Source organism: Lactobacillus sp. UBA5813, from assembly GCF_002417895.1.
GTDB classification, from domain to species: Bacteria; Bacillota; Bacilli; order Lactobacillales; family Lactobacillaceae; genus Lactobacillus; species Lactobacillus amylolyticus.
Window position 1 is genome coordinate 16480 of sequence record NZ_DICZ01000037.1, and the last position, 12134, is coordinate 28613.

Below are 12134 nucleotides of genomic sequence, written 5' to 3' on the forward strand. Positions count from 1 at the left end.
CCTCCTTTACGTGAAAACGATCGCAAATACAACTTTAAAAAAGGATAAATGGGTTTCCTCATTTATCCTTTTTTAAAAGACATATGTTTAGTTTATACCTATTTTTAAGAAATTTCACATTATTTGCTTTTACCACTTTGTGGATTTGGCATAAAAACAGAACCTGTAATGTGATAGTACTTTCTAAAGTAGTAACGGCCAGCGAAGGCAATTACGGCAATAATCAAGTATGCAATTCCTGGCAAGACCGGATTAATTACCTTAAAGATTGGCAACATGAAGATGCCCATCAGAACGAATAAGCCAACAACAAAGAGTGCGGAAATACCCAATAATTTTGGCCAGGACATCTTTGGACGGCGGTTGTCCTTAGATTTTGGCATCGTCCATTCATTGTATTTAGCCCAGAATACACCAAGCAAAATACAAAATACCAAAATAGTTAAGACACCATTTTGCGTACTTTGAATCTTGGTATTAAAAATTCCCATCAAACCATAAAAGGCAGTGAAAATTCCTAACCAAAGCAAAGTAGAGTCTGTTGCTCTTTGCCAAAATGGAATATCCATCAATGTTTTTGGCTTTTCTTCAGGGTGAAGAATTTGTTCAGCCTTAATAGATGGTGAAGCCATATAAAGGTCATTAGCTGGCTGACCGCGACGCTGAGCAATAATGATTTCTGGCAATAATTGGTCAACGCGTGCGGCAGCATCGTCAGCATTCATATTGCCTTGTTTTTCCAACTCTTTTTGCAAACGGAAAACGTAATCTGAATTTTTATTGCTGAGCTTGGTTCTTAATTCTGCAGATGACATGTTCTTGATTTCGTCATCCTTAGTTTCAGCCTCAGTTTTTGCCTTTAATTTTGCTTGTTTTTCTTGATCGATTCTTGCAGTATTTTCTTTTTTCTCTTCTGCCATTTTATCTCCTAGACATTGAATCTAAATTCAATAATGTCACCGTCTTGAACCACGTAATCCTTACCTTCAAGACGAAGCTTACCTGCTTCCTTAACCTTTTGCATTGTTTCAAGCTTATCTAAGTCATTGAATGAAACAACTTCGGCACGAATAAATCCACGTTCAAAGTCAGAGTGAATAATTCCGGCAACTTGTGGTGCCTTCATTCCTTGATGGAAAGTCCAAGCACGGGTTTCTGGACCACCAGCAGTAAAGAATGTTCTAAGGCCTAAAATATGGTAAGCAGCACGAATCAAACGGTTCAAGCCTGGTTCTTTAACGCCTTCCATTTCAAGCATTTCTTGCTTTTCATCACCATCAAGACCAGCGATTTGTTCTTCAGCAGATGCGGAAATACCTAAAGCTTCAGCACCTTCACTTTCAGCATGCTTCTTAACGATTTGGAAGTATTTGTCGCTTTCTGGATCAGCCATTGAACTTTCAGCAATATTTGCAACATAGATAACTGGCTTAGCAGTAAGCAAGAACAAGCCTTTAACAATCTTTTGTTCGTCCTTGTTGAAGTCGATTGAACGAGCAGCCTTGCCTTCTTCCAAAACTGGCTTTAATTTTTCAAGCACAGCCATTTCAGCCTTAGCTTCCTTATCGCCTTGTTGAGCAACTTTCTTAACCTTGCCGATTCTGCGGTTAACAGCATCAAGGTCGGCAATTGCCAATTCCAAGTTAATGGTATTGATATCTTCTTCTGGATCAACCTTGCCAGTTACAGAAGTGATGTTGTCATCGTCAAAGGCACGAACAACGTGAATAATCGCATCTGTTTGACGAATGTTTTCAAGGAACTTGTTACCAAGACCTTCACCCTTTGAAGCACCTTTTACCAAACCAGCAATATCAGTAAATTCAAAAGTAGTGTGTACGATCTTCTTAGCAGGAATCAATTCTTGAATTCTAGCTAAACGTTCATCAGGAACTTCAACCATCCCAACATTTGGCTCAATAGTAGCGAATGGGTAGTTGGCCATTTCAGCTCCAGCTTTAGTGATTGCGTTAAACAAAGTTGACTTACCAACGTTTGGCAAACCAACAATACCAGCAGTTAATGCCATTTTTATCCTCGTTTTCTTTATCTAAAATTTTCTTATATCTATACTTTATAACAATTATTGCCTTTTTGTCTTAAAAGTCTGGCCGACGCAGGTTTTCTTTTGGCAAATAAAATTCTTTCTTTTTATTCACCGGATCATTTGCCTTTGTCAAAACTTTTTTAAGCTTGTGGTTAAACTCTGCGCGTGGCATCATAATCGTCCGTCCACAGCCTAAACATTTGAGCCGGATATCTGCACCTAAACGCATGATTTCCCAATCATTTTTTTGACAAGCATGTGGCTTTTTCATTTGAACCGTGTCAGCCAAAGCATATTCTTCATTTTTAATCATCGAGATCAACGCCTAAAATATCCAAAATCCGATTCAATTCATCAGTTGAGGCAAAGTCGATTGATAAATGACCTTTACCTTTTTGGGACTCAGAAATATTTACATTTGAGCCAAATTTATTAGCCAATTGACTTTCGCTTGCCCGAATAAAAGCAGATTTGCGAACTGTTTTCTTTCTTGGCTTCTTGGAATTGATTTGGGCAACCAATGCTTCAACCTTCCGCACTGGCATCCCTTGTTTGACAACTCTTTTGGCTACTTCATCAATCTTGTCTTTATCCTTCAAGCCAAGCAAAGTTCTTGCTTGACCCATTGATAACTCGCCATGTTGCAGCAAACGCTTGGTTTTGCTAGGCAAAGTAAGCAAACGCAAATAATTGGCAATATATGGACGAGATTTGCCCATGCGCTTGGAAACTTCTTCTTGAGTCAGACCCAGGTTCTTTTGCAGCATTTCATAAGCCTGTGCTTCTTCAAGTGGCGTCAAGTCTTTACGCTGCAGATTTTCCAACACGGCAACTTCCATCATTTGGCTTTCGTCAAAATTGCGGATAATTGCTGGGACAGTCTTCTTCTTGGCTAATTTAGAAGCACGGCAGCGTCTTTCACCAGCGATAATTTCATAACCATTAATTGACTTGCGAACGATAATTGGCTGAAAAACGCCGTTTTCTTTAATTGAATCAGCAAGTTCCTTTAAACTCTTATCGTCAAAGTTTTTTCTTGGTTGGTAAGGGTTGGGACGAATCTCATCTAAAGAAAGATCTTGTACTTCTTCGGTCGTATCGATTTGCTGTTCATCTTCAAAAAGAGCTTCAATTCCGCGACCTAAACCGCCCCTTTTTCTAGGTTCTTTACTTTTTGAATCTCTTGCCATGAGCTTTTAGCACCTCTCTTGCTAAATCATCATAAACCTTAGCTCCACGAGAACGTGGTGCATATTCCGTAATCGGTTGACCGTAACTTGGAGCTTCTGCCAATTTCGTGATTCTCGGAATGATTGTCTTGTAAACTTTTTTATTAAAGTAGGATTGAACTTCCTTAACGACTTCCGCACCCAGATTAGTACGTGCATCAAGCATTGTCAGCAAAACGCCTTCCACGCCAAGATCCTTATTGAAGTGCTTTTGAACCAAACGAATGGTATTCAGCAATTGGCTCAAACCCTCCATAGCGTAATATTCACTCTGCACTGGGATCAAGATTGAGTCGGATGCAGTGAAGGCATTGATTGAAAGCTGACCTAGAGATGGCGGACAATCGATGAAGACAAAATCATAGTCATCATCTACAGCATCAAGGGCTGACTTTAGCCGCGTTTCACGGGCCATCATGCTAATCAATTCTGTTTCAGCCCCTGACAGATTAATCGTTGCTGGCACGATATCCAGTCTCTTGGTAGAAGTATGGTGAATCGTTTCTTTTAAAGGAATTTCATCAATCAAAACATTGTAGATATCTTGATCAATTGATGATTTTTCAATTCCTAAACCAGAAGTAGCATTTCCCTGAGGATCGATATCAACAATCAAAACTCGATATCCACGTTCCGCAATTGAGGCTGCTAAATTGATGGTAGTAGTGGTTTTGCCGACTCCACCTTTTTGATTGGCAACCGAAATTACACTTACCATATGTTCATGCCCTCCTACTTTCTCTTTAATTCAATAGTAATGCGATAATCGTCAGGATCATTGTTTTCTTGGACTTTAACCTTGATTCCTGAATCCTTGGCCAATTTAACCGCCTGCTTAATCGTGTTGATTTGAACCTTTAAATCTTTTGGCATCCGGCGTGCAACCCGCGTTCTCTTCTCAGGCTTGACCCGATCTTTCTTCTTAAAGTAGCCATCGACGTCTTTGGCAATTTCTTCGGTTTCTTTAACATTCAGATTATTATCCAAAATTTCGTCAACCATTCGGCTCTGATTTCTTTCGCTTAAGCCGACCAATGCTCGACCATGACGGGCAGAAATCTCACCGCTGGCTAAATAGCTCTGCACCTTTGGCGTTAATTTCAAAAGACGCAATTTATTTGCCACATAAGATTGGGACTTGCCCATATCCTTAGCAAGCTGCGTTTGGGTCAAATTGTTGAGCTTCATCAAATTTTTATAAGCCTCAGCTTCATCGATTGGATTTAAATTTTCACGTTGCAGATTTTCGATCAAAGCTAGCGATGCTGCTTGATCATCATTCATGTTATTGACGATTGCAGGGATCTTTTCCCAGCCTAAGCTTTGGGCAGCCCGGAAACGTCGCTCACCAGCAATAATTTCGTAGCCGTATTCATTTTCACGAACAACGATTGGCTGAAGCAGTCCCTCTTTATCAAGAGTTTGAGCCAATTCTTTAATTGATTCTTCTGAGAATTGACGCCGTGGTTGAAACTTATTAGGCGTGATTTTGCTTAATTCAATATCCTGAATTTGTTTGTTTTTTGGAATTTCATCACGGTGTTTGTTAAAAGAAAAAAGTGACATGCTACTTCCTCCATTACTTTATTGGTTTGCGCCGTGGAGTCCCTGCCTGGCGTGGGTATTTCTTCGGCGTTTGTTTAATCTTTTTAATTAAAATCAGGGTCCGTTCCTCGTCACTATTTGGCAAAGTTAATTCGGTTTCGCTAACTTTTTCTCCGCCTAAAACTTGGATCGCCTTGCTGCTTTCTTCCAGTTCGCCTTCAACCTTTGGACCCTTCAAGGCTACAAAATAGCCGCCTTTTTTAACCAAGGGCAAGCAATATTCGCTTAAAACCGTCATGTTGGCAACGGCTCTTGCAGTCACAAGATCAAAATGCTCGCGGTAAAGCTTATTCTGACCAACATCTTCGGCCCGGCCGTGAACCAATTCGACTTCACTTAAGCCTAGTTTGGCAATTAATCCTTTTAAGAAAGTCAGTCTTTTGGCAAGTGAGTCAACGATTGTGATCTTTAAATCTGGCAGCAAAATTTTTAACGGAATTGATGGAAAACCTGCACCAGCACCAACATCACAGAGAGTTGCCCCTTTAGTAAAGACATCCTTAAAAGTAAGAAGTGGCGTAATGCTATCAAAGAAGTGCTTTAAATAAACATCTTCTTTGTCAGTGATTCTGGTCAAATTAACATGTTCGTTAGTTTCTACCAAATCTTTAAAATATTGTTCAAATTGTGTTTTTTGCTTGTCTGTTAAATCAAAATTATGTTTTGCTAGTTCTTGGACAAATTGCTCAGGATTCATATTTCACCCGTGAAACCGTGTTTCACACTCTATCAATTTAACGCCAAAATGGCGATTAGTAAAGCTAAATCATCCTTACAATTATGAAGTATTTTAGCCTAATCGTCAAAGTCTATCCTCTAGTAATAGGTTATAATATACGGCAAAGGAGAAAATAACGATATGATTGTCACATTAATTGTTTTAGCTTATCTGGCTTGGCAAGCTTATAAAGGCTATAAAACTGGCTTCATGCGCTATATCATCAGTTTGATTTTTGGAGCCATCGTCTTTATGATTGCGATTTTCCTTCAAAATCCATTTGGAAATTGGCTGTACACTCAATTTAGCGGACACCAAATTGCGACGAACACGACGACGGAAATTAATTTGATGATTGCCCGTTTCGCAGCTTTCTTTATCATCCTCTTCGTTGGACGGATGGTAATTAAGCTGTTTAAGAGTTGGATTCCAAGCAAAAATCCGCATGCAACCAACTTAGGAAGCTTATTAGACAGCGTCTTAGGAGCCCTTGCTTCATTAATCGCAGGCTACTTCTTCGTTTATGTTGTTTTATCAATGTTAAACGCCGTACAACTGCCATGGTTTACGCAACAAACCATTGATTCCAGCTTCCTGCGTTTCATTATTTACAACACGCCGGGACTTTCAAATGGCGTCTTCAACAGCATCTTCAGTATCGGAAAAGCAGTCGGATAAATTAGAAGATAAAAATAAACCCTCGGATTGGATCATGAGTTCAATTCGGGGGTTATTTTTTATCAAAAATTATCGTAAACGACATGCTCATCGTTATAAACAAATACCGCGCCAAGTCGATCTGGATTATCGTGCCAGCCTGCAATTGGTTTTCCGGCAAAGAAAAGTCGCTTGCATTCGATTTCAGCTTCGACAGAATCTCTCGTAAAGGTCGTTACTCCAGCCAAATCGGTCTTAACCGGATAGCCAGTCCGCGGATCAATTAAGTGGTGGTATTTTTTGCCATTAACAACCAAATAGCGTTCGTAGGTACCACTGGTTACTGCCGAACATTCTGGCACCATCACGGAAGCAATATTGTCGCCGCGCGGTTCTTTAGGATCTTGCACGCCAATCATCCATTGACCATTTGGTCTCTTCGGCGAAGCGCCAACTAATAAAATATTGCCGCCTAAGTTAATAATGCCGCATGCTCCATATGCACGCCACAAATCGCGGATTCGGTCAGCTATCCAGCCCTTTGCAATGCCGCCTAAATCCAGTTCCATTCCTGCTTTGGTCAAAAAGACGGTCTGATCCTCGTCGTTTAATTCAACATTGAATGAATCCGTCAGCTTCATTCTTTCTTTAATTTGAGCATCGGTTGGCACATGTGCGCCTTTAAAGCCAATATGCCACAGTTTAACCACCGGTCCGATTAAAGCATTAAAGCCAAAATTTTGCCGGCTCTTTTTTACAGCCAATTTAATTAAAGAATAAGTGCCGCTTGAAACTTGAACTCGCTCTTTTCCCGCAGCATGATTGACATCCATTACTTCGGAAACATCCCGATTTACCGTCAACAGATCTTCATAATGATCAATCAGGTCAAAAGACTTTTGCAATAAATCATCAAAATCATGATCTCTGCCGAAAATCTGCAAAGTGATGGAGGTGCCTAAAGCATGATGATGACCAACAACTTGTTTTTTAGCTAAATTTTCAACAATTTCTTTTTCCATAACTCTGCCTTACTTTTCTAAATAAAGCTCACGCAAAGCATCACGCATCTCGGGCGTTACTCCGATTTGATTTTGCAAAAAGCTATCTAGACCGCCGTACTCTTTTTCAACCGTAATTAATGACGTATCTAAAAAAGCATCACTCACGGAACCTAAAATTCTCATATTTGCACGGAATTCCAAGTTTTCGCCTTTTTGTTTAAAAATTTCGTCTCGTTTTGCCCGGTAATGGTTAAGCATGTAATTTGAGTACAGGTAATCCTGCCGAATTGTTTCTAAATCAACGCCCAATAAGTATAAGATAATTACCGCGATGATTCCCGTCCGGTCCTTTCCTTCAGAGCAGTGGAACAAAACCGCGCCATCAGGCGTATTGACGAGCAACTCCAAAATTTGACGAATCGTATTCTGCGCATGCTTTTTTGAAACATGATCATGATAACGATCGCACATCATTCTAAAACCAGCATATTGATCATGACGGTATTCTTCAAATACTTTCGCAATGTCCTTCTTACCACCATTAGTATTGTCTTCATCCGACAGTGGCATGGCAAAATGCCGAACGCCAGGAATTGGACGGTCTGGAAATTTTTTATATTCTAAAGGCGAGCGCAAATCGATAATTTTGCTTAAGCCATATTCCTGCAAAAATTTTTCATCTTTAGCCGAAATCTTGTTGATTTTTCCAGTCCTTAGCAAGCGATGACTCTTCACTTTGCGTCCTTCAAAGCCAATATAGCCGCCTAAATCACGCGGATTACAGACTGAACTTACTGGCAATACATTTGGCTTCACTGCGTGCACTCCTCTCTTAGTCCCATAAGTAAAAAGTCTGGGACTATTGTCTCAGACTTAATTTTACAACTAGACCAGATTTTCTGGCAAAATTATTTGTTTGCTTGTTCAACGAACTTAATGAAGTTAGCCATCATGCTATCCAATTGCTTAATATAAGTTTCGTTGGTTAAGTCGCCGGTTTCTTTATCAAAATTATTGGCAGCTCTGCCGATCAAAACTTCATTGCCTGGCAAAACATTTGCGCTCATATCAGGTGAAAGCAAAATTTCACGTGCATCTTCTTGAGCACGGCCAGCACCTTGAGCACCATAAGAGGTACCCACAACTGCAGCAGGCTTCATCTTCATCGCATTTGAACCGGCATGTGCACCTAACCATTCCATTGCACTCTTCAGTGAAGAAGGAATAGCGTGGTCGTATTCAGGAGTAGTGAAAATTACACCATCAGCGTTTTTAACATCTTTAATCCATTGCTTGGTTACAGTATCTGGTTCATCAGTTTTACAAAATGGTTTAAGTTGATCAATTTCTTTAACTTCAATGTCGGCTTGATCGCTATAACGTTTGGCAATAAAGTTTGCTAAAAAGCGGTTATATGAAAAAGGAGCATTCGTACCAACAATTGCTAATAATTTCATTTCACAGCCTCCTACTTAGTAATTTGAGCATACCAACTGTCAATTTCATCGAAGAAGTGGTTCAAGAACTTGATTGTACCTTCATCGACCAAGTTGCCATTTTCATCAAATTGTTTTGGTGCAAAACCCATAATGAATTCATCACCATTAAAGACTTGAGCGCCAAATCCTGGTGAAAGCAAAATTGTCTTTAACCGAAGTTGTGAACGGGCAGTACCTTGGGCAAATGGTGAAGTTGAAGCAACTACAACTGGCTTGCCACTAAATGGGTGAACTGCACTTGATAACCATTCCAAGGCACTCTTTAATGCACTCGTTACTGAGTGTTGTTGTTCAGGTGATGCAATCAAGACCATATCTGCCTCTTCGATTTTTTTGCCTAAATCTAAAATAGCAGCTGGAGCATCAACGCCTTCTTTGAATAAAGGCAAACCTTTCACTGAAGCCACTTCAAAATCATATTTGTCTGCGAAATGCTTAGCGATAAATTTTAACAAAGCTAAGTTGTATGATCCATCAGCATTTGAACCAGATAATGCTAGAATTTTCATAAAAACCACCTTTCAATTTTTCTTAATCTATGCTCTTATTATAACTTACAGTTTAGAAGAAATGTAAGCCTTATCCTTTTAATAACAAGGGCTCGAAAAAAATAAAAAGGATATTTTATGAACCTTTATTGGATAGAATTAGGCCAAGTTGTCTTTCAAAGAAGCATCTTCGTCGGCAACAAACGATGGATTCTCTTGAGCACTGATATCAAGCTGATCGTTAAGCATAGCGTCGTGAATTTGAGCGTTCAAAACATTGATAATTTGGTCTTGATTGAAGGTTGCAATCTTGTTAATAACCAAGGCTGTAATACCTATAGTTGAGATCCAGTTTGCAATAACAATGTCATAAATTTTTTCATCACTGTAGTGTGTATCTGGATATTGCTCTTTAAATTTTTCAATTCCAAGATCCATTAATGTGTCAGAAATGATATTGCAACAAAGCTTTACATGATTTTGTGAGAAATTGATGTAGGCTAAATCCAAGTCGATCAATGGATCACCAGTAAAGTTTTGTTGCAAGACCTTGCTTCTCAATTTGTCAGAAATTCGTTCCAAAACTAAAGAACGAATTTCGTCCATATTACTAAATTCTAAATATAAAGGTTGCGTAGAAAAATGTCCTTTCTTAGCAATTGCACGTGCAGTTAAGCTGTCAAGGCCATTTGAAACTGCCATTTTGTACGCAACATCGAGAATTTTATCTCTACTAATTTCTTTTTTTCTTGCCATTTTCATTTACCTCAATAACGTAAATCAGTGTACCCTTTTTAAAAGGCTTGTTATTTTTAGCTCATATCTACAATATAACCATTAAATAACAATTGCAAGTGGCAAGATAACATTAACTGAAGTTCTTTATAATTTCTTAAATAGCGATGAGCCGTCGTTTGAAGTGAATTTATCGTAGTTTGAATTAACCATTTCAATAACTTCTTGTTTATCTAATCCTTGAGAAGCAGCAAAAGAGAAAAAGGCTGCAGATAAGATGTAGCCACGCTCACGATCGTCGGTTAAGTTATCTGTAAATTCCATATTAATAGCGTGGTCAGCGTAGTCAGTACTGATCTTGATTGATTTGTTTTCCATAATATTACCTCGTCTTAATAAAAATTAATTTCGTTTTAAGTTACAATTATTTTATACCTAACTATAGAAAGAGTGAAACTGAATGACAACAAAAATCGGACGTTCTTCATGTACTTCCATCTTAATCGGTAAAAATGCATCCCTATCTGGCAGCGTTATTATTGGACGCAACGAAGATGCTAAAACTGCTTGGCCTAAGCACTTGGCTTTTAATCAGCACGAAACAGGATTAAAAAACAATATCTTCAAATCTAAGGATAACAAATTCGAAATTAAATTACCTAATGAAAAATACTCATATTCATCAACGCCTGAATGGACAGACAAATATGGCGTTTTTGAAGAAGATGGCATCAACGAATACCACGTGGCAATGAGTGCAACCGAAAGTGCTTATGCCAATAGCCGCGTTTTAGCTGTTGATCCTTTTGATGGAGAAAAAGGAATTTTGGAAGAAGCAATGGTTACCGTTGTCTTGCCATATATCAAAAGCGCACGTGAAGGCGTAAAGCGTCTGGGCGAAATCGTTGAAAAACATGGCGCCGCCGAAGCTGACGGAATTTTATTCGGCGATCGCGATGAGGCCTGGTACATGGAAATCGGTTCCGGCCACCATTGGGTTGCTCAAAGAATTCCCGATGATTCTTACACAGTTGTCGCCAACCAGTTGGCAATTCAGGAGATCAATTTCTTCAGTGACGACTTTATGTATTCCAAAAATATTAAGAAATTTGTTGCTGAAAATCACTTGTGGCCAGAAGATGTTCCTTTCAATTTTAGAGAAATTTTTGGAACCCACGACGACAGCGACTTGCATTACAACACGCCAAGAGTATGGATTGGTCAAAAGCTTTTGACCCCATCGGTTAAGCAAGAGCCGCAAAGTTTTGACTTGCCTTTTATCAGAAAACCGGACAAGCCAATTTCTATTCAAGACGCACAAGCTGTTTTAAGCAATCATTATCAAAACACGCCTTATGATTTGACCAATCCTAAGAACAAAGACAACGCTACTTTCCGTCCTATATCAGTTGCTACAACGCAAGAGTCGCATTTGCTGGAATTAAACGGCGATAAAATGGTGCACTGGCTTGCCATGGGTGTAGCTGCACAAAGCGTTTACGTTCCATTCTACCCGCAAGGCACCAAGGTTCCTAGTTCATATAAATATGGCAAAGAAACCTACACGACAAATTCTGCCTATTGGGTCTTTAAGCTTGCCAGCACCTTGGTTGACCGCGACTGGAGCAAGTATGGAACGGCATTGGGCAACGCGCAGACTGAGGCACGTAATCAAGTAATGCAAATTCGCGCGCAATATGATCAAAAACTAGCAAAGGAAAAAGCTCAGGATAAACATATCGACTTAATTAATAAAGCTAACGAAAAGATGGCCAAAACGGCAACAGACATCTTCAGAAAATTATCAGCCAAATTGATTACTGAACAAACTGGCGATTCACCACTGCGCTTTAAAATGGATCCTAACTTATAAGCAGTGATGGATTTGGCTGAGGACGAACAACAGCTTATTTCCAAGTTGTTAACTAATGTTGGAAAAAAGAATAATAATACGCGTGGTGCTACTTGAAATATAGTTTCAACTTCTTAACAAAAAAGGTTCAACATTGTAGACTCTAGTTGAAAAAAACAGGCTCTATAATTTTTCCTGTTGATGGCTTATCTCTGTGATAAGCTGTTAACAGGTTTTTATTTCAAAAAAAAGGAGGACATAGTCCTCTTTTATAAAAAAGGCTCTATAATTTTTCCTGTT

15 protein-coding genes are annotated in these 12134 nt (G+C 39.2%); 2 read left to right on the forward strand and 13 right to left on the reverse strand.

Going from position 1 to position 12134, the window contains the following annotated elements; genetic code table 11:
- Positions 1–119: 119 nt before the first annotated feature.
- The 7 genes from B2008_RS06830 to rsmG form a co-directional block, all read right to left on the reverse strand.
- Positions 120–920 carry a DUF1129 family protein gene (locus tag B2008_RS06830; protein ID WP_281829348.1) on the reverse strand — a complete coding sequence of 267 codons (801 nt, stop codon included), beginning with the start codon at positions 918–920 and terminating at the stop codon, positions 120–122.
- A gap of 8 nt (positions 921–928) precedes the next feature.
- Complete coding sequence (ychF, locus tag B2008_RS06835) at positions 929–2029, reverse strand: redox-regulated ATPase YchF (RefSeq protein WP_281829350.1); 1101 nt, start codon at positions 2027–2029, stop codon at positions 929–931.
- 70 nt (positions 2030–2099) lie between these two features.
- Positions 2100–2360 carry a DUF951 domain-containing protein gene (locus B2008_RS06840; RefSeq protein ID WP_281829352.1) on the reverse strand — a complete coding sequence of 87 codons (261 nt, stop codon included), beginning with the start codon at positions 2358–2360 and terminating at the stop codon, positions 2100–2102.
- A complete protein-coding gene (locus tag B2008_RS06845) occupies positions 2353–3237 on the reverse strand; it encodes a ParB/RepB/Spo0J family partition protein (RefSeq protein ID WP_281829354.1) in 885 nt (294 codons plus the stop codon). The genes B2008_RS06840 and B2008_RS06845 overlap by 8 nt, the downstream gene beginning before the upstream one ends.
- Entirely contained in the window at positions 3215–3994 is a 780-nt protein-coding gene (locus B2008_RS06850; RefSeq protein ID WP_281829356.1) for a ParA family protein, read from the reverse strand. The genes B2008_RS06845 and B2008_RS06850 overlap by 23 nt, the downstream gene beginning before the upstream one ends.
- A gap of 14 nt (positions 3995–4008) precedes the next feature.
- Positions 4009–4842: a nucleoid occlusion protein gene (noc, locus tag B2008_RS06855; protein ID WP_281829358.1), complete on the reverse strand. Its 834-nt coding sequence runs from the start codon at positions 4840–4842 to the stop codon at positions 4009–4011.
- Between the two features lie 13 nt (positions 4843–4855).
- Positions 4856–5578 (reverse strand): 16S rRNA (guanine(527)-N(7))-methyltransferase RsmG, encoded by a 723-nt coding sequence (gene rsmG / locus B2008_RS06860; protein ID WP_281829360.1) that lies wholly within the window; start codon positions 5576–5578, stop codon positions 4856–4858.
- A 162-nt stretch (positions 5579–5740) separates the two neighbouring features.
- On the opposite strand from rsmG, the gene B2008_RS06865 reads away from it, so the two are divergent.
- Positions 5741–6277, forward strand: coding sequence for a CvpA family protein (locus tag B2008_RS06865; protein ID WP_281829362.1), 537 nt, complete (start codon positions 5741–5743; stop codon positions 6275–6277).
- A 62-nt stretch (positions 6278–6339) separates the two neighbouring features.
- On the opposite strand, the gene B2008_RS06870 is transcribed toward B2008_RS06865, so the two are convergent.
- The 6 genes from B2008_RS06870 to B2008_RS06895 form a co-directional block, all read right to left on the reverse strand.
- The gene (locus B2008_RS06870) at positions 6340–7278 is read right to left on the reverse strand and encodes an FAD:protein FMN transferase (RefSeq protein WP_414671999.1); all 939 of its coding nucleotides are present in this window, start codon (positions 7276–7278) and stop codon (positions 6340–6342) included.
- 9 nt (positions 7279–7287) lie between these two features.
- Entirely contained in the window at positions 7288–8076 is a 789-nt protein-coding gene (locus B2008_RS06875; protein WP_281829364.1) for a tyrosine-protein phosphatase, read from the reverse strand.
- Positions 8077–8168: 92 nt separating this feature from the next.
- The gene (locus B2008_RS06880; RefSeq protein ID WP_281829366.1) at positions 8169–8717 is read right to left on the reverse strand and encodes an NADPH-dependent FMN reductase; all 549 of its coding nucleotides are present in this window, start codon (positions 8715–8717) and stop codon (positions 8169–8171) included.
- A gap of 11 nt (positions 8718–8728) precedes the next feature.
- On the reverse strand, positions 8729–9268 hold the full coding sequence (locus B2008_RS06885; RefSeq protein ID WP_281829368.1) for an NADPH-dependent FMN reductase: 540 nt from the start codon (positions 9266–9268) through the stop codon (positions 8729–8731).
- A 138-nt stretch (positions 9269–9406) separates the two neighbouring features.
- On the reverse strand, positions 9407–10003 hold the full coding sequence (locus B2008_RS06890; protein WP_281829372.1) for a TetR/AcrR family transcriptional regulator: 597 nt from the start codon (positions 10001–10003) through the stop codon (positions 9407–9409).
- A 126-nt stretch (positions 10004–10129) separates the two neighbouring features.
- Positions 10130–10360, reverse strand: coding sequence for a hypothetical protein (locus tag B2008_RS06895; RefSeq protein ID WP_281829373.1), 231 nt, complete (start codon positions 10358–10360; stop codon positions 10130–10132).
- 82 nt (positions 10361–10442) lie between these two features.
- On the opposite strand from B2008_RS06895, the gene B2008_RS06900 reads away from it, so the two are divergent.
- Positions 10443–11855 carry a C69 family dipeptidase gene (locus tag B2008_RS06900; protein ID WP_281829374.1) on the forward strand — a complete coding sequence of 471 codons (1413 nt, stop codon included), beginning with the start codon at positions 10443–10445 and terminating at the stop codon, positions 11853–11855.
- Positions 11856–12134: the final 279 nt, after the last annotated feature.

Coding starts and splice junctions, on each gene's coding strand:
- B2008_RS06895 (WP_281829373.1), bottom strand. CDS start 10,360: ATGGAAAACAAATCAATCAAGATCAGTACTGACTACGCTGACCACGCT.
- B2008_RS06870 (WP_414671999.1), bottom strand. CDS start 7,278: ATGGAAAAAGAAATTGTTGAAAATTTAGCTAAAAAACAAGTTGTTGGT.
- B2008_RS06900 (WP_281829374.1), top strand. CDS start 10,443: ATGACAACAAAAATCGGACGTTCTTCATGTACTTCCATCTTAATCGGT.
- B2008_RS06830 (WP_281829348.1), bottom strand. CDS start 920: ATGGCAGAAGAGAAAAAAGAAAATACTGCAAGAATCGATCAAGAAAAA.
- B2008_RS06885 (WP_281829368.1), bottom strand. CDS start 9,268: ATGAAAATTCTAGCATTATCTGGTTCAAATGCTGATGGATCATACAAC.
- rsmG (WP_281829360.1), bottom strand. CDS start 5,578: ATGAATCCTGAGCAATTTGTCCAAGAACTAGCAAAACATAATTTTGAT.
- B2008_RS06840 (WP_281829352.1), bottom strand. CDS start 2,360: ATGATTAAAAATGAAGAATATGCTTTGGCTGACACGGTTCAAATGAAA.
- B2008_RS06850 (WP_281829356.1), bottom strand. CDS start 3,994: ATGGTAAGTGTAATTTCGGTTGCCAATCAAAAAGGTGGAGTCGGCAAA.
- B2008_RS06880 (WP_281829366.1), bottom strand. CDS start 8,717: ATGAAATTATTAGCAATTGTTGGTACGAATGCTCCTTTTTCATATAAC.
- ychF (WP_281829350.1), bottom strand. CDS start 2,029: ATGGCATTAACTGCTGGTATTGTTGGTTTGCCAAACGTTGGTAAGTCA.
- B2008_RS06890 (WP_281829372.1), bottom strand. CDS start 10,003: ATGGCAAGAAAAAAAGAAATTAGTAGAGATAAAATTCTCGATGTTGCG.
- B2008_RS06865 (WP_281829362.1), top strand. CDS start 5,741: ATGATTGTCACATTAATTGTTTTAGCTTATCTGGCTTGGCAAGCTTAT.
- noc (WP_281829358.1), bottom strand. CDS start 4,842: ATGTCACTTTTTTCTTTTAACAAACACCGTGATGAAATTCCAAAAAAC.
- B2008_RS06845 (WP_281829354.1), bottom strand. CDS start 3,237: ATGGCAAGAGATTCAAAAAGTAAAGAACCTAGAAAAAGGGGCGGTTTA.